Genomic DNA, 18432 nt, shown 5'->3' on the forward strand with positions numbered 1-18432 from the left:
CCGGGTTAAGAATGGCTCTTATCCGGGTTTCCCTTTATGCTTCTTGAGTACCGCTGTCTTTTTCCTTGGAAAATATATATCCCCCTGCAGCAATCCCGATTAAAACAATCCAGAAAACCAGCTTCCAGCCTAATGATTCCGGGAAATGTTTATCAAGTATTCCTATTGACGGATGTGCAAGTGTAAAAACCGCCAGTTTCACACCGACCCAGCCTACAATATAGAAGGCTGCTGTTTCAAGAGATGGCCTTTTTTTAAGTAATTTCACAAAAGAATTGGCAGCAAATCGGATAATGATCAGACCAGCCATCCCTCCGAGGAACATAATGGTAAATTGCCCACCGTCAATTCCGCCCACTTTCATCCAGCCGAGTTCCGGAAGAGTTATAGCAAGTGCCACTGCTGCGAGCATGGAATCCACAGCAAAAGCTATATCAGCAATTTCAACCTTCAATACAGTAAGCCAAAATCCCGATTTTTTCTTTTCTTTGGATATTTTCTTCTGATTTTCAGCGGGATTCCTGCTGAATATATGCTTGCCGGCGATAAAAAACAGGTAAGCAGCCCCAAGCGCCTGAACCTGCCAAACATTTGCCAGGTAAGAAATTAGAAACAAGCTTAGGAACCGGAATATAAATGCTCCAAGCAAACCATAAAAAAGTGCCTTTTTCTGCTGATCAGAAGGAAGGTGTTTGACCATCACAGCCATAACCACAGCATTATCAGCTGCCAAAATCCCTTCAAGGCCGACAAGTATCAAAAGTACCCATCCGTATTCCATTAAAATTGATGCATCCATAACCCAGCCTCCGATAAAAGAATTTTTCCTTTCTCACTATCAATATTGGCATTTCGGTCTGGATAAAACAAAAAGACCTCTGCCATGATAGGCAAAGGTCTTGCTGAACATGGAATCATGTCAACAAAGCCGATGGAAATTAAATCCACGAATTGACGACTTTGTTTTAGGGCGAACCCTAACGCTACTCCCCTTTGAAAGGAAATCAGTATTAACTTATTTATATTATATATAAAATCAGGGATTATGGCAATCGTTTTTTTACTCAATTTCCGCTTTCATTTCCCCTGATAAATTGTCTCCCGGGAAAATTCGTGTATCCGAACATAAGGACACACCCAAATTCCGGAAATAAAGCAGGTATTCTGGTTTAACATTCAATTAATAGTCATTTATTATTGATTTACTTCTTGAAAAAAGATTAGAATTCTATTATCATTGTACGCTTTTTCAGTTACTATAGAAGAAAGCGTTCCATGTAAAGCGTACGCAAAATCAGAGGTGAAGCACAATTGAAAAGAATAGTAAGAGCTTACGATTACCCCATTTTCATAGCTGTTGTGTTACTCTGCTTATTTGGATTAGTGATGGTATACAGTTCAAGTATGATAACAGCAGTGGCCCGTTATGGACAAACTATGGATTACTTTTATCAAAAACAAAAACTAGCCATGATCTTCTCATTCATTGTAATGATTGCAGCCATGATTTTTCCTTATAAGGCGTATCAAAATAAAAAATTCCTTATGATTATGATGCTTGGCATGTCACTATTCCTGTTTCTGGTTACACTTGTTGGACACACAGCCGGAAATGCAACCAGCTGGATTAAATTCGGATCTACTTCCATTCAGCCTGCCGAATTTTCCAAACTGGCTATGATTATTTATTTATCGGCCATTTACGGAAAAAGGCAGGACCGGATCAATAACATCGACAAAGCCGTCATCCCCCCTATTGTCTTTCTGGTGTTAATTTGTTTTTTAATCATTCTTCAGCCTGACTACGGAAGCGCGATGATCATCCTTGCGATTTCCGGTACCATTATACTTTCTTCAGGAATGTCATGGAAGAGCCTTGGAAAGCTGGGTGTGCTGGGTACTGGCATCACCGCGATATTTGCTCTCGGTATGCTTGTAACCGGGAACCTTTCGTCCGTTCTTTCGAAAGAGAGGCTTTCAAGGTTTAACGGGCTAACCGATCCTTTTGGAGCAGGAAAAGCTGGGGACGATGGATATCAGCTTGCCAATTCTCTTTTAGCGATAGGATCTGGAGGTCTTAAAGGAGTCGGTCTTGGCAACAGTACTCAAAAATACGGCTATCTTCCTGAGTCACATACAGACTTTATCATGGCGGTCATTGCAGAAGAATTAGGGATATTCGGTGTTTTATTTGTTTTGCTTACCCTGGGATTCATCGTGATGAGAGGCTTCACTTTATCAGCAAGATGTAAAGACCCCTTCGGCAGCCTGCTGCTGATCGGCATTTCATCAATGATCGGAATTCAAGTGTGCATTAATATAGGCGGTGTGACTGGATTGATTCCAATTACCGGGATTACACTTCCATTTATCAGTTATGGAGGCTCTTCACTTTTACTGCTTATGCTGTCGATCGGCATTCTGCAAAATGTTGTCATGCGCATGAACTTGCTGCAGCAAAAAACAGAAGTGCAGCAAATCATTCCATTCGATCAATAAATGGAAACCTATGAGTTACTGTACTTTTATAGCAGTACCGACCAGAAGGCAGGCGGATTATCCGCCTGCCTTCTGTTTTTATGTATAAAGCAAAGGATTTACACTATGCCGCTGAATATCTCCGGTTCGCTTTGCGGCCTGCCTAAAAAATATCCTTGCGCAAGATTCATGCCAATATCCCTGCAAAATGCCAGCTCTTCCTGTCTTTCTATCCCTTCTGCAAGCACGGTGATATCGAGTTCTCTTGAAATCCTCACTAATTCTCTTAAATATTCTTGATTTTCAGCGTTTTGGTCACAATACATGATTTTCGACCGGTCCACTTTCACATAATCCGGAACAAGCCTAATCAGTACATCCAACGTTGAATGTCCGCTTCCAAAGTCATCAAGCGCCACTTGGATTCCCTCTCTTTTATACACCCTGAAAATTTCCTTAAGATGATCGATATCAATAATTTTTTCGGTTTCAACGACCTCAAAAACCAAATCATCGGGATTGACCTTATACTTTTTAACGTTGTGAAAAGTATGTTTCAAACAGAATTCAGGATTATAAATAGTGGAAGGCAAAAAATTAATAAAGCTTTTAATGCCATCCTGTATTTTTGCAGAACGTGTCCGTATTGCTGTTTCCCTCGCTTTTTGATCTAAAAGGCTATGCATTCCGGCATTATGGGCAACTTCAAATAAATCACCAGGAGATATTCTTCCTCTTGGATCGCGCAAAAGAGATTCATAGGCAAATACACTATCATCCTTCAATGAGATAATAGGCTGAAAAAAGCTTGTAAAATCTGTAGACTGAATCATATCCACAATTTCATAATTCTGGATTCTCACAGCTATTTCACCAAGAGGATATACGGGGTAATATTGATTTAATGCTGGCATGATATTGCCTTCAAGGCTCCCGTCCCCTATGGAAGACAACAATGTCCCCACCAATTCACTCAGTTCTGCTTCACTGCTGAATGAAATGGCATATCCCTTCCGATAAGGCATTGCCTGAGAAATTATACTGGGTATCTCTCTGCTTCCCTTTACATATAAATATCCTTTGTTAAGTAAATTAAATGTAACTCCGCAGCTTGCACATCCGTATTCCATAATATTCTCCTTCTTACTTATTTATCTATTATATTTTACAGATGATTCTGGTATATTGCCAGAAAAGCAGTTACTTTATTCCTATATCCAGTTGAATTTTTGTTTTTACTCGCTAAAAACCCGGGACTTTTTTAATACGGCTGTTTTCGTAAACTTTACTGCTATGAAACAAGGTGTTGATTTCCTCTTCAGGATGCTCGCTTTCCACGCAAGCGGTGAGCCTTCTTCAGCTGCGCCTGCTTAGGTCGCACCTTATTCTTATTACACTCCAATCAACCTGTGTTGAGGGTATGTGGCAATACATGAGATGTCTTATGAGTTTATTCTTTCTTAGGGAGTTCAACAGTAAATGGTTTTAATTCCTTAGATGAGACAAAGCTTGAAAAATCAAATAAAAACATTGTATTTCCCAGCTTAAAATTCTCGATTCTTTCTTGTCCGTTTAAGTCGAAAGTAGATTGGAAGTGTGCTGTGGCCTTATCAATCAATTTTACTTTATTAAACGGAACACCGTGGTTTTTAGGTAGCCAAGGATTTTCCGGGTCGATTTTGGCTAGATAATCCTTATCAACCAACCAGATAAGATACTCCAAATTCTGATTAATCGTTTCGAGTTTACGTTGACTCAGATTCTTCGGAAGCCCTGTAAGTTGATAATCTATTACCAATTCCCCGGCTTTTTGGGCAACATCATTTACCTGCACGCCTAAATCAAACCGCGTGCTGTTTAATGTAAAGGTTTTTTTGTCCAAAAGCTGGTGGACTTTAGGGTCAGCGAACGAGAGTGTAGGATAAAACGTAAGCGAAGAAATATCCTTATCTACGATTGTCATTGCCCTCCGGACAGTGCTATGGAACCCATCCTTATGTGTAGATTCGGAAAGGTCTGTTCCATTGTCAAACCGATATACCTTTCCTTTATCATCCACGGCTTTATCAATATAAATGTCATCGCCCTTATATTTCTCTACTATTTCATAAGTAAGAGTCGAGGACGCTTTTGCCGTAAGAATTTTTTCCAACTTGATTTTCACCCCATCATCAGGGTAGGCCTGTTCATGTTTGATTGCCAGGGTAGTGTTTTTGTCCTGCTGAAAAGGAATATCAAAGTTCCATTCACCCTTAATGCCGTTAATACTATGTATGGTAACGGGGAGAGTGAAGTGATCTGGAATTTTTTCATATGGGTATTCTGTTTTCCACTGAAAGTTGTATCCGTTTTTCACTTTTCTGATATCATGCGATATTCCAAGCCAAGGATCATGATCACCTTTATTCCCCTCAAAGTTTACATCAAAGCTCACTTCCCCTTTTTCGTTATGCCCCTTTTCAACATCCTCATCGACAAATCCGGTAATGGAAATAACGTTGCCGTCAAAATAAGAGCTGGTCAGCTTCACGGTTACTCCGTTTTTCGTTTGGGATTGGTTTAATACAGTCACAGCATCCTGGTTTGCTAGATTTACACCCGTTGAATCATCAAATTCTTGAAAGAGGACGCCTATTAAAGGTGCATTTGCTAATACTTTGTTCATAGTTGGGTTGATAAAGCCTGAAGCAAGCGTAATCCCAAGAAGCGCAGCCGCAGTGGCGGAACCTGCCAGAACTTTCTTTTTCTTCGAGCGTCCACCCTGGCTTGCTTTTGTGAGGCCCTTATCAATTGCTTCAAACACTTTTTCTTTTGGCACAGGTATTTGTTCAATTGCTGCCTTCATTTCCTTATTATCCATGGCACTTGCCCTCCTCCTCGTTATAAGACTTTTTTAATTCGGCTTTCCCTCTGCTTAAATATGTTTTTACTGTACTTTCAGGAATCTCCATGACACTGCTAATCGTTTTAATCGAGTAATCGTAATAGTAAAAAAGTATAATCGCTGTACGGTAATTCTCTTTCAACTTCTTAATTGCATTTAGCAGTAAGGATTCTTCAATGTATACATTTGCATGGCCCGGCAGATTCGACAAGATTTCATCACTCAGCGGAACAATATTGTTCTTTCTCTTTAGAACCCTGCCTGAACAACGAATGACAATTCTGGTAAACCATGTCGAAAAATACTCCGGATTTTTTAACGAATGAATAGATGTAAAGGCCTGATAGGTTGCCTCCTGGACAACATCCAACGCATCTGCTTCGTTATGTACATAAAGATATGCAGTCCGATAGATTCTTTCATAATGCTCTTGAAATAACTTTTCAAAGGCGCCCTTATTCCCCTTGATTGCTTTTTTTACTAGCCGATGGCTTTCCGTTTCCATCTTCTATGACCCCCTTTACTAATTAGTGGAATCTATACTCTAAAAAAGTTTCAAAAAGTTAAAGTTTTTTCAAAGAACAGCATAGCATGCAAATAGAATCCTAAGTTCAAAAAAATAACAGAAACCATACTTGGTTTCTGTTAACTTCAATCTGTTTTAGACCGTAGTAAGTTGACGGCGTAAATTTTTATTTAACTGGTTCAGGTTGCCCTTACCCTTCTAGCTCTTTCCAAACAGCAATAATAAATTCTGAATCATCTGGCGGTACCCATTCGGATCTGTTTGATACAGGTTATCCCAATTATAGTAATCTAATACAATCGAATTACTGTGATCAAATTTTTTGTTACCTTTTAAATCACATAACCGTTCGATTTTGTGATTTAAAGTTAGTACCTTTTTAAGCGCCGCCACTGTCTTTATTAATCCTTTTTTATTACGTTCAGTCATATCGAAGTCGTGTATGCAGGTATATGGAACTCCAAAGTTATTGAAGACGTTCAATACCACATACATTGTGCCTTTGCCTGCACAGTTTACTACAGATGTTCTATTCTATTAAGAAATTACTGCCAGGCTAAGCAGGATAGCCAAGCAGAGCCTGCGTATTTTTACGCAGACTCAAGAGTGGTTCATTTAAAACGCAGCAGGTCTCCATAAATGATTTCATCGGATAAATCAAGCTCCTTATGCACAGTATCCTGATAAGGCTCGCAGGATTTGCTTTCCAGTTCCTCACCCGACCTGGCATTATAGCATATATTATCCTGATAAATCAGATTGTTGGCAGCAAACCCTCCATTACGGAAGATGACAGGATGTTTGGGATCTCTTGAAAAGAGATTTTGCCCGAACGAGATATGCCTGCTGTCATCAATCCCCAGCAGATCCAGCAGAGTCGGCCTGATATCTACCTCTCCTCCCAGCGTGGAAATAGTCTTTTCTTCCTGGCCGGGAATATGGATGATAAGAGGCACCTGGCGATATTTCGTGTGATTGGCCGGCATATCCTTTTTATCTAATAATGTGCTTAGGGCTTCTTCGTATTTTTCAGAAATCCCGTAATGATCTCCGTATAATACGAAAATCGTATTTTTGTACATGCCATTCTTTTTCAGCTGCTGAAAAAAGTGCCGCAGTGCCTCATCTTCATACCGGACAGTAGTAATATATCTATTCACAACACCTTCATCGGTATTTGCTGCTGATATCATCTGGTCCTCTTCATTCAGCAAAAAAGGAAAATGATTAGTCAATGTTATCATCTTCGCATAGTAGGGCTGAGGCAGGCTTTTCAGGTATGGAATGCTTTGCTCAAAAAAAGGAATATCCTTGATGCCATAGTTTATTGAATTTTCCTCGGTCACTGTAAAATCTTTTTTTGAGAAAAAACGATTGTATCCCAGATGATTATACATGTTCTCCCTATTCCAGAAGCTTGCATCATTTCCGTGAAAAACGGCAGAATAATAGTTTCCATGCTGTTTTAATATTTTTGGCAGACTATTAAAGGTATTTTCCGGCCTTCTGACAAAAACTGATCCCCCTGATAGCGGATAAAGGCTGTTATCAACCATAAATTCTGCATCCGATGTTTTTCCCTGTGCAGTCTGATCGTAAATCGAATTAAAATAATAGCTTTTTTTCACTAGCTTATTGAGAAAGGGAGTGATCTCCTTTCCGTCTACTTTCCGGTTTATCACGAAATTTTGGGTCGATTCCATGCTGATCAACACGATATTTTTCCCTTTGGCGATCCCGAATAAGCCTGAATGCTTTTGTTTATGTGATGACACATATTGGCTTATGGCAGCCGTATCAGACTTATCTGCAAGCGCCTGGTCAAGCGGGGGCCGAAGCGCCATAGCAATATCATACAAATGATAATTGTAGGGCCCTATTGTTTTTACCATCTGGCTGCGGTTATAGGCAGCAGAGAACAGGCGTGAGGACTGAAAAAGCCCCAGACCTGCTACAAGCAGGACAAGAGCAATACCTGCAGCAATATAGCGTTTCCTGATGATAGAAGGTATCACAAGCCTCTGCCTGTCACAGCGCCTTGACAGCCAGGCGATTAAAAAGATATCTGCAAATAAAAGCAGGTCCCAGGCCTTTACCAGTTCAAATGTGCTTGGGCCAATGCCTCCCACATTTTTGAATTGAAAGAAAACCGATACCGTAACAAAATCAATGTAAAACCGGTAATAAAGCAAATCAGCATACAAAAGCCCTGTTATCAAAACCATTATGACAATCAGGAGGATTCTGTTCAGCCTTCTTCCAAAATAAAAGCTCAGTCCCAGCATGAGCAAAAGCGAGCCAGCTGAATTAATCATTAAAAGAAGCACATCAAGCCAGGATACAATGCTGAAATCAAATCCGATAAATGATACGATGGCCGTTTTCAGCCAAAGAAGAAGGAAAGCGATAAGCACGAGTTTTTCAGGAGGCAGATTTATTCTTCCCTTCACCATATCACTGATTCTTCCCTTGGATTACAGCATAGCTGCTTCAGCTCTGTAACCATCCTTAATGCTGCTTCACGAGTCTGTTCCCCCATAAATGCTGCCTGGACCCAATTTTTTTTAAGTAAATATTCACTTTCGTAGCTTAATAGAATACCTTTTTCAGAAAGCCTATCCCCCACTTCCCGGGAGGAAAGATATGATGGGATAGCAATTGTAATGATGCCCGGAGAGTAATCGGCGTTCCCTAAAACTTCAAGTCCGGCTGACTGTAAATGATTTCTGGCAAAGTCAGATAATCGTTTCTTTTCCGTAATATTAATTGTATGTAAGGAAGCCTTCAGAGCTTTTACCAAATTAGAAGAATGAGTGAAAGGCACACTGTCCTTTTCCTGGTACAATCCCAAATCCAGATATCGGGGGAGATTGGGATTTGGCTGGATTGATTCTCTGTGAAGAACAATTGCGAGTCCTGGGTAGGAGCCCAGTCCTTTTCCGCTGACAGCTGAAGCCAGATAACACTTAGACAGATTGGCAGGTACCGTCCCAAGAGAGCTGCAGGCATCCACACATAACTCTACACCGTATGCATCGCAGATTTTCTGGATGGCTTCTAAATCATACAAATAACCTGTAGATGTTTCACAATGCACGGTCCATAGCCACCCGATATCGGGATTAGTTTGCAGAACATCACTTATTTCTTCATGGGAAATCGGCATGTTCCACTCTTTTTCCAGATATTCGAAATTCAGGTGAAACCTCGCAGCATGGTCTATGAGCCTGCAGCCAAATTCTCCATTAGACAAGATGAGCCCTTTCTTATTCAGAGAAGAAATCTGGGCAGCCACAAGATCATTGGCGAGTGTGCCTGTTCCCACTGTAATTTCTGCAAAATTTGCTTGAAAAAAATGGCCAAGCAGATCCTTCACTTCCTGGAGGTCACTGTGAAAGCTGTTTGCCCGGTGGGAAATTGCAGGCATGGAAAAAGCTTTCTTTATTTCCTCTCCAACTGGTACAGGACCTGGGAGGAAGCTGTACTTTCTTGTTTCCTGCTGTTTCCGTTCCATCATCCGTTTAAAGGCTTTAGTGGATTTTTCAAATTTTTCCTTCGTGAGATACATGGGCTGGAATTTGGCGTCCCCCGTTCCCGTCATGCTTCCAAAAGCCACAAAGCCCATTCGTTTATAAAGCGGAATCTGCTTTTCCACACCGGAGATAAGCGCCATATTATATTGGTTCTCCAGACAATGAGATACAAGTAAATCTGTCATTTTATAAAACACATAGCTTTTACGGTATTCTTTCTTGACTGAAAGCAGCCTAACTTCACACGGCTTTGATCCTTGAGGTAAATATTCATCAAGATTCCCGAGTTTTTCATCAAGGGAGAATGGCCGATTTGCCCTGATGGCGATCATTCCGACAACTATATTTCCGTGTTTGGCTATCACATAGGTATTTTCTTTATGGAAACGGTCAACGAGACTGGATTGCCCGTTCTTTTGATGCTGGGGAATTTCTTCAACGAAAGTCTGATAGTTCATTTCGTTAATTTGCTCAAATTCATCCTGTTCGGATGCAATTTTGTAGATGAACGAAGAAGATTTCATATTGGTCACTCCTCTTATGTAGTAGCTGGGGTTATTTGATGAAGCTTCAGTATATGCGCTGCTATTACGAAAACAGCGAGGATAAGCAGCCCAATTGTATATGTTATGGGTTTTCCTGTTATAAAAGATGTAACTGGAATGCTCAGCAGGGAAATTAAACCGGGAACGGTGAATTTTTTCATCAATAAATAGCAGACTGCCATCAAAATACCTATAACAGGAATGGCTGCAGGCACCAGAAAAAGGACGGATGCCAGCAAAACAGCAACACCCTTTCCTCCATGAAAACGAAGCTGAGCCGGCCAGATATGGCCTAATAATAGAAAAGCAGCACACAGGATATTTACAAATGGCCTGTCATGTGATGCTGAACTGGCAATGGTAAGCATGACAAGGGTTTTTCCTGCATCAATCAGCAATGCAGCTAAAAAGCCAAACTTCCCAAGCTGCCTGCCAGCATTTCTTGCACCGGCATTTCCGCTTCCAAGCTGGCGGATATCGCTTCCGGAGGCAAGCTTCGTCACATAATAGGCGCCGTTTATACTGCCGAAAAGATAGGATAATATAATCAGCACAATAATGATTAACATATTCTTCCGATTGCCCCTTTATTTAGAATAAGATTATGTGTATTCCTTCATTTATCATTGTAACGCAAAGACTGAACTTTAAAAAGATTCATTCTTCCATTTTCTCACAGGTGATTAGTTTTGCAGATTCACAAAGCCTTCTGCAGGCTGAATACTGCCTAATAACAGGGGTGATGAAAAGAGCTTTTTGCCGCAAGCCAAAACAAAACCGCACAAAGCTGTGCGGTTTTGTTTTGGTCTTATTTAAGATCCATCGGATTAAATAACTTTACATCGGGATTTTTATCATTGAACCATCGAAGAGCAAACTCATTTTCAAATAAAAATGCATATTTGCCATAACGATCTTTCACAAGTACGCTTCTTGAGCTGTGAAGATTTTCATCCAGCTTTTCATCCTCAACCCAGCGTGTGATTTTACTGCCCATTCTTTCCATAATCACTTCAACATTATATTCATTTTTCATCCTGTGCTCAAAAACCTCGAATTGTAGCTGCCCGACTGCACCTAAAAGATATTCTTCCATCCTTACTGTCTTGAACAGCTGAATGGCCCCTTCCTGTACAAGCTGGTTAATTCCCTTGTGGAAATGTTTTTGCTTCATGACATTTTTGGCCGTAACCCGAACAAACAACTCGGGTGTAAACTGCGGGAGCCTCTCAAATTGATACATATCCTTGCTTGTCGTGATTGTATCGCCAATTTGGTAATTCCCTGTATCATATAAACCGATAATATCGCCGCCAACTGCCTCATTTACCATATTTCTGTCATCTGCCAGGAATTGGGTGGATGATGACAGATTGATCGGCTTGCCCGTCCGGCTTAAAAATACACTCATCCCTCTTTCGAATTTACCTGAACAAATTCTCAAAAAGGCAATCCTGTCACGATGTTTAGGATTCATATTCGCCTGAATCTTAAAAATAAAACCGGAAAACTCATTGCCAACCGGGTTTACTTCTCCAGCTGATGATGAGCGGGGTTGAGGTGCCGGGGCAAATTGAAGGTAAGCATCTAAAAATGTCTGTACCCCAAAAGCTGTAAGCGCACTTCCGAAAAACACAGGGCTCAGCTTGCCGCTTGCGATGCTTTCTTCTGAAAACTGGTTTCCTGCTTCAGAAAGAAGCATAATTTCCTCCAGTGTCTGTTCATATAAAGGAGAATCTTTCAAAGCATGGCCGCTTGCCAGCTCTCCATCCTCATTCAGCGGGAGAAAGCGGTCTTCCCCTTCGGTCTTAAATTGTTCTATTCTATTATTAAACCGGTCATAAATTCCTACAAAATCCTTACCCATCCCTATCGGCCAGTTCATTGGATATGATTCTATTCCCAGTACTTCCTCAAGCTCAGAAAGCAATTCAAGCGGCGTTTTACCCTGGCGGTCCATTTTATTGATAAACGTGAAAATGGGGATGCCCCTCATCCGGCAAACCTTGAATAACTTAATTGTCTGATCTTCAATACCCTTTGCCGAATCGATAATCATAACCGCACTATCCACTGCCATAAGCGTACGGTACGTATCTTCACTGAAGTCCTGGTGACCAGGGGTATCAAGAATATTGACCCGGAAATCATCATAGTCAAATTGCATAACGGAGGATGTAACCGAAATTCCGCGCTGTTTCTCAATTTCCATCCAATCACTTGTCGCATATTTTCCTGTTTTTCTTGCCTTTACTGTTCCAGCATCACGGATCGCACCGCCAAATAACAGCAATTTCTCAGTCAGTGTCGTTTTACCGGCATCAGGGTGAGAAATGATGGCAAAGGTCCGCCTTGATTGAACCTCATCTTTTAAAGTAGTCATGTATCATATTCCTTTCATCGTTCAATTTGCCTGTTTTATTTGTAAATGCCCTCTACGGGGGCCTAATATTCCTTTACATTAAAATGCAACCTTTCCTTCTCTTTTTCAAAAAATGCGTAAACATCCCATAACCTGTCAGCATCCTTATATGTAGCCTGCTGATGCAAATTTTTTATACACATAAAAAAATATATCATAATTGCTTATTCCTTGGCTACATGCCCATCAATAAACCTTGCCAAGTATCATTCATTGCCTGCCATTATATGCAGAAACAAGCATCTCAGTTCGTTTACCTCTTAAACTTTATGCCGCTGGATCCAGTTTTTGGGCAAAATAAAAAGACGCTCAGTAAGCGCCTTTTATTTTACCATATTTGCCTGCTGCATGTTTTTTACTCTTTTCCTGTTCCTTAAATACTTGCCTGCCTGGCTGATTATAAGCGGTGCAGCTGCAATGATCACTTTTTTAAAAATTCCTTTTGCCATGCTTTATCACCCTTTCTTACTCTCCATTTACCCGTAAGACTAAAAAAGAAACATGATGATAATATGAAGAGAAGAATTAAGTATGGTTAAGGAAGATTCAAATGTGACTGAAACAAAATCAGTTTTTGTCTAGTTTCCTCGGAAAACTTACCAAGCTTCTGTCTGTCGGGTTTTTTCTTTTTCGCCTCTGCAATCAAAGGATACAGACTTTGTTCAATATTTTTGTAATCCTGCGGATACTTTTTCTCTACCAGCTTCTCTATCTTGTCCCATTTTCTTTCTACTTCAGCGCCCATATTATTGATTTCCGCATCGCTTGACAGCTTCATTTTTTTTACCATGCTCTCAATCAGAGACAAAACCTTCATAGATCCGGATTTTAGTTCTTTTGCTGTATGTACGTCTGAATCATTCAAGCTGTCTTTTTGTGCTGCCTTCACACTCGGCTCCCGGACAGGTTGCAAAGCATCATTTTCCCCTCCCGCCCCGCAGCCAGCCATCAAAACCATGCATAGTACAGGAACAGGTATACATTTATTAAGTTTCAACATTTTAATAGAGCCTCCTTTTCCAAAGAGTTTCTCCTATTAAATAAAAAATAAACTTCAGAAAAAAAATACAAATTATAGGGTTTAATTTTAATCGATGCGGGTAAAAAAACGACAAAGCCAACTTATATCTTTTTGGCTTGCTTATTATACCCTGCAGATTTTACATGGAAGCAGCTTTCACTATTCCTGCGCAATGTGCAGGGAAAACAGCAAAAAAATCACAGGTTTATTAACAGATGTATATTCCATTAAAAGCAGGAGATGATATGGAATAAGTTTTCACCGTCACATTTGTTGTTATTTTTCAAATATTGAATTATAATTTTATTAACTGATGTTCTACCAGAAATTCCTTAAATTCATACATTATCAAACATCTGCACCCATACACAGCGGGGGTTTGATAATGTGTGAATTTCCACTTCACATTCACAAATGGGAAGCTGGAATAGCATATTAATTTTTGTTTATTTTTAGGAGGATTTTTCAATGGTAACAGGTAAAGTAAAATGGTTTAACAGTGAAAAAGGTTTTGGATTTATTGAAGTTCCAGGCGGAGACGATGTATTTGTACATTTTTCTGCTATCCAAGGTGAAGGCTTCAAAAGCCTTGATGAAGGCCAAGAAGTTGAATTCGAAATTGAAGAAGGCAACCGCGGACCTCAAGCTAAAAACGTCGTGAAATTATAATTTAGGGAATTACACCATAATGAAGAGGATGCAGCTCCTGCAAGCAGCATCCTCTTCATTTTTTTCGTCATGAAGCTGCTCTCCTATTATTCTGGCTTTTTTAATTTAATGAAAGGCTATGGTAAAATTTATGGTTGTTTTTTCTTAAATATTTTGGGACTTCTTATTGAAAGTCCCAAAATATTTTTTAAAAAGAAAATTAGTTTGAAATTATTTTCACATACATACCTTCCTCAGCTTTTCTCTTAGCGTTTTCGTTCATCTTTTTAATTTCAAATGATAATTCAGAAGAAGGTATAAGTTGGTCATCATAGAATACAGATGGGTCAATTAACCTCACTTTATTTTTACGATGCAAATGATATTCGGCCTTATCTTCTTTAACAATTACACCTCGATGTATGTGATTTATAAGATTTTCAACCTCCATATCGTTGGATAAATGCAAGAAGTCCATTACTTCTTCATCGGTTCCGAGTAGTGTATTTGTATTAATTATTTTTTTATCCAAAGCGATTTTTAAAGTCTTAGCCAAGAAATCATAACCATAAATATTAAGAGGATTCATAAAGAAATCAATAACCTCTTGGTAATACGTTCTTACAACCCATTCAGCAGTCTTTATATCCTTTAAGTATATTTTTCCTTCTATAATAATTAAATTACCTAAGAAAACATCAATTTCCTCTATTGTGATGTTTTCGTATCGATACATATCTCTCAAGGTGTAATCTATCCTGTCAACACATAACTCAGGAGCTGGTTGTTCGAGCAAGTTCCAATTAGAGCTGTCTAAAAGAATGTTTTTATAATCATATCCGTATTTACTAAGAATACGAGGGATTTCTGAATCTGTTATGATTTGATGATAAATTTTTTCGTGGTAATCTTCATTTTTATTTTCAAACACAAAATCAATAACGTGCGAAAATGCAGTATGCGATACATCGTGAAGTAATCCTGCGATTTGTTCTTCTAAAGAGCCACCAAGTTTTTTGATTAGGAGCATTACGCCTATGGAATGTTCATACCTCGTTACATTCCACTTTTCATTAACAAAATAACTTGCTCCTCCTTGGTAAACGCCTTTTAGTCTTTGTACTGGATTACTGAAAATAAGTTCTTCAAGAATTCCATCTATTAAATAATCGCCATAAATACTATCTATTATATTCATTTACCCTACGCCCCCTTCCAGAAACTTGTTAATCCTTTCATTTGTTATGCTTGTGGAGAATAAACAGCTTTCCACAAGCATTTTGGTATAGATGCATTATCACTTCGATGCTTCACAATATCCAAATGAAACCAACTCAAATAATGGTCGAGGTATTTTGCTGCCACACCATTGAATCCGTTTCATCCAACCTTTTAATCTACTATGATAGTTGTTGACATTTTGAATATGATACCGCCCTTTAAAAGAATGTATCGAAGCAGAAAAGACCCAAATGAAATGATAAAGAATTCTTTTAAACGATGTTGTTCTGCTGAATTCAACTTTTTAATCTCCGCTATCAATTCTCTTAAAGTCATTACAATTCCTCCGAGCAAGTGTTCTTGATTTAATTATAGAACGCTTGTTTGATTTTTTCGAATATCAACAGAGTTATTTAACAAAGCCTAATGAAAAAGCTCCTTTATCCCGCACATCATTTCACAAAAAAATATAGCATCTGCACATAATTCCGTTTAAGAAATCCTGTGCGGGGAATTATTGAATTATACGTAAACCTACAAAAAGGAGATGTTCAGTATGAAACCACTATACACAGCAGCTGTAACAACTGAAGGAGGAAGAGATGGCCATGTTAAATCAGAGGATGGCATTCTTGACTTTGATGTAAGAACCCCTAAAGAAATGGGCGGATCCCGAGAAAATGCAACTAATCCTGAACAGCTTTTTGCTGCGGGGTATTCTGCTTGTTTCGGGAGCGCCCTTAACCTTGTACTCAGCAAAGCACGAAAAAAAACTGATTCATCTGTTACAGCAAATGTAACTATCGGCAAAGATGAAGCAGACGGCGGCTTTAAGCTTGCGGTAAGACTGGATGTCTCACTTCCCGATCTTGAGCGCGAAGAAGCTAAATCCTTCATGGAAAAAGCGCATGAGGTGTGTCCGTATTCAAAAGCGACACGAAACAATATCGATGTAACATTAATTCTTGTGTAATTTTTATATCAATAATAGAAGAAAGGCATGATGAGCTGTGCTCATCATGCCTTTCTTCTGTCAGCCTGCTTTCTTATGGATTCCATCTTTCAATCGATCTGGCAGAGCAATAAGGGTTTCGTTCACCATATCCAGTTTTGCTTCAATTCTATGAAGCAGATAAAGGGTTACGATAATAGGAAATCCTACATCGCTTACAAATGGAAGAAGCTGATCCATTTTTTCAGCACCACACTTCCCTGCAAAAAATTTCAAAAACACCTGCTGCGGCTGCAATTTATGGAAGCAGCTAGATTCTTAATTCATTTCATAATCATCAACGTTTCGCTCTACTACACGGGCTCCTTTTTTGCTGATGTAATCTCCTGTTCGTGAAGTAAAAACATTTAATGTAATAATTTGATCCATTGCCTGTTTGACCTTAGCCATATCAACAGGCTCTTTCGGGTCATCGATGGAAAGCACGGCCGTTTTGCCTTGCAGAGTGGCAAACAGCAATTCGAGAGTTTTAGCCATTTATTATCCCTCCTATTATTTTATTCATGCAGACTTGCTGCATCTTCACGGACAACCTCCTGAAGCGGATTAACTTGCAGGCTGGCTATCAATTTTGCAGCTGAAAACAGCTCAGCAGCTGTAGACTGGGTTTTGATATTTGCATAGGACTTTCTTTTCAGCACAGCTTCCCCCTTTTCATTCATGCCTGTGTCAAAGCTTAATTTAAGTGTGCTCGAGTAAAGGACTCCATTAGCCATCATCCTCACCTCCTTTCAAACTCTATATATACTTGAATGGAGGAAAAGCAGCATGTAGTATAAATAATGATGAAATAAATTTTTGATTGTTCAAATTATATCTACTATGATAAAGTGACACTTCCACCAGCGAGTTACTTTACTCTTTATTGATATTCCGCTAATTTCGGGAGGGCGGCTGTCCCTTCTTTTGCTTAGGCTGTTTTCGTAAACTTTGTTGCTATGAAACAAGGGGTTGATTTCCGCTCCAGGATGCTTCGGTTTCCGCTCCAATCAACCTGCTATTACAATGGAATTGCCTCGAGAACTATTTAAGTAACAACAATCTTTAAGAAAAGAGCCTTTGCTTATGTTTTATGTCTGGTTTATTCCAGCAAACGAATACAGTTAAGTGCTTTTCATCCATATACAAACGAGGGATTATGATGGTCTGGATTATTACTGGAGCTGCAGGTATTTCACTCTTTTTTTGGCTGCTGTGCAAGATCAAGAATGGCTGCCGCATTCAGAACAAAAACCGCCCTCTAAAAATAGGGCACAGGGGTGCATCCGGTTATTGCCCTGAAAATACAATATCCGCTTTTGACAGAGCCATACAAATGGGTGCTGATTTCATTGAGATTGATATTCAGCTCAGTAAAGATGGAACATTAATCGTCTGCCACGACTACACACTCAAACGGACAACTGAACAGGAAGGAAAAGTCAGCGATTATTCAGCACAAGAATTAAAAGGCTTTGATGCAGGAAGCTGGTTTGACCCTGCTTTTAAACATGAAAGAATACCAACTCTTGCCGAGGTTTTAGACAAATACCTGCACCATGCCGGATTGCTCATTGAAATAAAGCACCCCGGCATGCATGAAGGCATCGAAAACAAGCTTGCAGAAGAACTTATTATGCGCAATGTACAAAGCAGCCAAAAAATCATGATTCATTCTTTTAGTATTGATTCCATGAAAAAAGTTCATCAGCTATTGCCGGACATACAGGCGGGCGTTCTTTTTAAATATACGCTGCGAGGAATTCCAGAAAAAACCTTAGCTGAAATATCCGAATTTGCGAGCTTTGTGAATCCTAAATGGCTAATGATCAATAAAAAGCTTATTAAGCGCATAAGAAGTCATAATATGTTTGTATTTACCTGGACAGTCAATAGAAAAAGATATATCAAGAAATTCAGCCGTCTTGGCATTAACGGCATAACAACAGATTTTCCCGATTACTTTTAAAAAATCTGCAGTAATCTTCCATGCATATAAAAACAGCTGCCAGATAAAGTCTGCAGCTGTTTTCTTTTGGTGATTTCCATTCTGTTGTTAAATCAGTAAATTAAAAATCTCTCTTTTTAAATAGTCCCGTTAGGTTCATTCAAAAGAACGGATTTCATTCGCATCTATTTTGTAATAGGTCCATTGCCTTGAAT

The 18432-nt window shown here is 39.4% G+C and carries 19 protein-coding genes and 1 pseudogene; 4 read left to right on the forward strand and 16 right to left on the reverse strand.

Annotation, left to right across the window (positions count from 1 at the left end; genetic code table 11):
* Positions 1-34: 34 nt before the first annotated feature.
* Positions 35-799, reverse strand: a complete 765-nt coding sequence (locus BIV59_RS02940; protein WP_071349952.1) for a TerC family protein — start codon at positions 797-799, stop codon at positions 35-37.
* Positions 800-1311: 512 nt separating this feature from the next.
* On the opposite strand from BIV59_RS02940, the gene BIV59_RS02950 reads away from it, so the two are divergent.
* On the forward strand, positions 1312-2499 hold the full coding sequence (locus BIV59_RS02950) for an FtsW/RodA/SpoVE family cell cycle protein (protein ID WP_071349954.1): 1188 nt from the start codon (positions 1312-1314) through the stop codon (positions 2497-2499).
* A 98-nt stretch (positions 2500-2597) separates the two neighbouring features.
* Here BIV59_RS02950 and BIV59_RS02955 read toward each other — a convergent pair whose 3' ends face one another.
* The 10 genes from BIV59_RS02955 to BIV59_RS03000 form a co-directional block, all read right to left on the reverse strand.
* Positions 2598-3608 (reverse strand): EAL domain-containing protein, encoded by a 1011-nt coding sequence (locus BIV59_RS02955; protein ID WP_071349955.1) that lies wholly within the window; start codon positions 3606-3608, stop codon positions 2598-2600.
* 320 nt (positions 3609-3928) lie between these two features.
* Complete coding sequence (locus BIV59_RS02960) at positions 3929-5338, reverse strand: DUF4179 domain-containing protein (protein ID WP_071349956.1); 1410 nt, start codon at positions 5336-5338, stop codon at positions 3929-3931.
* Positions 5331-5867 carry a sigma-70 family RNA polymerase sigma factor gene (locus BIV59_RS02965; protein WP_071349957.1) on the reverse strand — a complete coding sequence of 179 codons (537 nt, stop codon included), beginning with the start codon at positions 5865-5867 and terminating at the stop codon, positions 5331-5333. Before BIV59_RS02965 ends, BIV59_RS02960 begins: the two co-directional genes overlap by 8 nt.
* 219 nt (positions 5868-6086) lie before the next feature.
* Complete coding sequence (locus BIV59_RS02970; RefSeq protein ID WP_071349958.1) at positions 6087-6383, reverse strand: hypothetical protein; 297 nt, start codon at positions 6381-6383, stop codon at positions 6087-6089.
* A gap of 116 nt (positions 6384-6499) precedes the next feature.
* Positions 6500-8341: an LTA synthase family protein gene (locus BIV59_RS02975; protein ID WP_071349959.1), complete on the reverse strand. Its 1842-nt coding sequence runs from the start codon at positions 8339-8341 to the stop codon at positions 6500-6502.
* The gene (locus BIV59_RS02980) at positions 8335-9945 is read right to left on the reverse strand and encodes an aminotransferase class V-fold PLP-dependent enzyme (protein ID WP_071349960.1); all 1611 of its coding nucleotides are present in this window, start codon (positions 9943-9945) and stop codon (positions 8335-8337) included. Before BIV59_RS02980 ends, BIV59_RS02975 begins: the two co-directional genes overlap by 7 nt.
* Positions 9946-9959: 14 nt before the next feature.
* The gene (locus BIV59_RS02985; RefSeq protein ID WP_071349961.1) at positions 9960-10535 is read right to left on the reverse strand and encodes a glycerol-3-phosphate acyltransferase; all 576 of its coding nucleotides are present in this window, start codon (positions 10533-10535) and stop codon (positions 9960-9962) included.
* 239 nt (positions 10536-10774) lie between these two features.
* Positions 10775-12349, reverse strand: a complete 1575-nt coding sequence (locus BIV59_RS02995; RefSeq protein WP_071349963.1) for a peptide chain release factor 3 — start codon at positions 12347-12349, stop codon at positions 10775-10777.
* Positions 12350-12711: 362 nt separating this feature from the next.
* Positions 12712-12837: a hypothetical protein gene (locus BIV59_RS24195; RefSeq protein WP_256212950.1), complete on the reverse strand. Its 126-nt coding sequence runs from the start codon at positions 12835-12837 to the stop codon at positions 12712-12714.
* Between the two features lie 86 nt (positions 12838-12923).
* Positions 12924-13388 (reverse strand): hypothetical protein, encoded by a 465-nt coding sequence (locus tag BIV59_RS03000; protein ID WP_071349964.1) that lies wholly within the window; start codon positions 13386-13388, stop codon positions 12924-12926.
* 489 nt (positions 13389-13877) lie between these two features.
* Here BIV59_RS03000 and cspD point away from each other — a divergent pair, with 489 nt between their 5' ends.
* Positions 13878-14078, forward strand: a complete 201-nt coding sequence (gene cspD / locus BIV59_RS03005; RefSeq protein ID WP_071349965.1) for a cold-shock protein CspD — start codon at positions 13878-13880, stop codon at positions 14076-14078.
* Positions 14079-14277: 199 nt separating this feature from the next.
* Here cspD and BIV59_RS03010 read toward each other — a convergent pair whose 3' ends face one another.
* Together BIV59_RS03010 and BIV59_RS22655 are read right to left on the reverse strand one after the other, a co-directional pair.
* Positions 14278-15255, reverse strand: coding sequence for an HD domain-containing protein (locus tag BIV59_RS03010; protein WP_071349966.1), 978 nt, complete (start codon positions 15253-15255; stop codon positions 14278-14280).
* Positions 15256-15498, reverse strand: a pseudogene (locus tag BIV59_RS22655) (IS1595 family transposase); the annotation flags it as partial. It abuts the gene before it with no gap.
* 336 nt (positions 15499-15834) lie between these two features.
* On the opposite strand from BIV59_RS22655, the gene BIV59_RS03015 reads away from it, so the two are divergent.
* Positions 15835-16251 carry an organic hydroperoxide resistance protein gene (locus BIV59_RS03015; protein ID WP_071349967.1) on the forward strand — a complete coding sequence of 139 codons (417 nt, stop codon included), beginning with the start codon at positions 15835-15837 and terminating at the stop codon, positions 16249-16251.
* 60 nt (positions 16252-16311) lie between these two features.
* On the opposite strand, the gene BIV59_RS03020 is transcribed toward BIV59_RS03015, so the two are convergent.
* Genes BIV59_RS03020 through BIV59_RS03030 form a run of 3 tightly spaced genes read right to left on the reverse strand, consistent with a single transcriptional unit; the run spans position 16312 to position 17006 of the window.
* Positions 16312-16506: a YvrJ family protein gene (locus BIV59_RS03020; RefSeq protein ID WP_346417297.1), complete on the reverse strand. Its 195-nt coding sequence runs from the start codon at positions 16504-16506 to the stop codon at positions 16312-16314.
* Positions 16507-16548: 42 nt separating this feature from the next.
* On the reverse strand, positions 16549-16767 hold the full coding sequence (locus BIV59_RS03025; RefSeq protein WP_071349968.1) for a DUF2922 domain-containing protein: 219 nt from the start codon (positions 16765-16767) through the stop codon (positions 16549-16551).
* Positions 16768-16787: 20 nt separating this feature from the next.
* Complete coding sequence (locus tag BIV59_RS03030; RefSeq protein WP_071349969.1) at positions 16788-17006, reverse strand: DUF1659 domain-containing protein; 219 nt, start codon at positions 17004-17006, stop codon at positions 16788-16790.
* Positions 17007-17431: 425 nt separating this feature from the next.
* Between BIV59_RS03030 and BIV59_RS03035 the strand changes: the two genes are divergently transcribed.
* Positions 17432-18238 (forward strand): glycerophosphodiester phosphodiesterase, encoded by an 807-nt coding sequence (locus BIV59_RS03035; RefSeq protein WP_071349970.1) that lies wholly within the window; start codon positions 17432-17434, stop codon positions 18236-18238.
* Positions 18239-18432: the final 194 nt, after the last annotated feature.

This window comes from Bacillus sp. MUM 13, assembly GCF_001866725.1.
GTDB lineage: Bacteria > Bacillota > Bacilli > Bacillales > DSM-1321 > Peribacillus.

Bases quoted from the DNA above. Each gene is read 5' to 3' on its own strand.
- BIV59_RS02960 (WP_071349956.1), bottom strand. From the start codon at position 5,338: ATGGATAATAAGGAAATGAAGGCAGCAATTGAACAAATACCTGTGCCA.
- BIV59_RS02970 (WP_071349958.1), bottom strand. From the start codon at position 6,383: ATGTATGTGGTATTGAACGTCTTCAATAACTTTGGAGTTCCATATACC.
- BIV59_RS02965 (WP_071349957.1), bottom strand. From the start codon at position 5,867: ATGGAAACGGAAAGCCATCGGCTAGTAAAAAAAGCAATCAAGGGGAAT.
- BIV59_RS03010 (WP_071349966.1), bottom strand. From the start codon at position 15,255: ATGAATATAATAGATAGTATTTATGGCGATTATTTAATAGATGGAATT.
- BIV59_RS03000 (WP_071349964.1), bottom strand. From the start codon at position 13,388: ATGTTGAAACTTAATAAATGTATACCTGTTCCTGTACTATGCATGGTT.
- BIV59_RS02980 (WP_071349960.1), bottom strand. From the start codon at position 9,945: ATGAAATCTTCTTCGTTCATCTACAAAATTGCATCCGAACAGGATGAA.
- BIV59_RS02940 (WP_071349952.1), bottom strand. From the start codon at position 799: ATGGATGCATCAATTTTAATGGAATACGGATGGGTACTTTTGATACTT.
- BIV59_RS02995 (WP_071349963.1), bottom strand. From the start codon at position 12,349: ATGACTACTTTAAAAGATGAGGTTCAATCAAGGCGGACCTTTGCCATC.
- BIV59_RS03030 (WP_071349969.1), bottom strand. From the start codon at position 17,006: ATGGCTAATGGAGTCCTTTACTCGAGCACACTTAAATTAAGCTTTGAC.
- BIV59_RS24195 (WP_256212950.1), bottom strand. From the start codon at position 12,837: ATGGCAAAAGGAATTTTTAAAAAAGTGATCATTGCAGCTGCACCGCTT.
- BIV59_RS03015 (WP_071349967.1), top strand. From the start codon at position 15,835: ATGAAACCACTATACACAGCAGCTGTAACAACTGAAGGAGGAAGAGAT.
- BIV59_RS02975 (WP_071349959.1), bottom strand. From the start codon at position 8,341: ATGGTGAAGGGAAGAATAAATCTGCCTCCTGAAAAACTCGTGCTTATC.
- BIV59_RS03025 (WP_071349968.1), bottom strand. From the start codon at position 16,767: ATGGCTAAAACTCTCGAATTGCTGTTTGCCACTCTGCAAGGCAAAACG.
- BIV59_RS02985 (WP_071349961.1), bottom strand. From the start codon at position 10,535: ATGTTAATCATTATTGTGCTGATTATATTATCCTATCTTTTCGGCAGT.
- cspD (WP_071349965.1), top strand. From the start codon at position 13,878: ATGGTAACAGGTAAAGTAAAATGGTTTAACAGTGAAAAAGGTTTTGGA.
- BIV59_RS03035 (WP_071349970.1), top strand. From the start codon at position 17,432: ATGGTCTGGATTATTACTGGAGCTGCAGGTATTTCACTCTTTTTTTGG.
- BIV59_RS02955 (WP_071349955.1), bottom strand. From the start codon at position 3,608: ATGGAATACGGATGTGCAAGCTGCGGAGTTACATTTAATTTACTTAAC.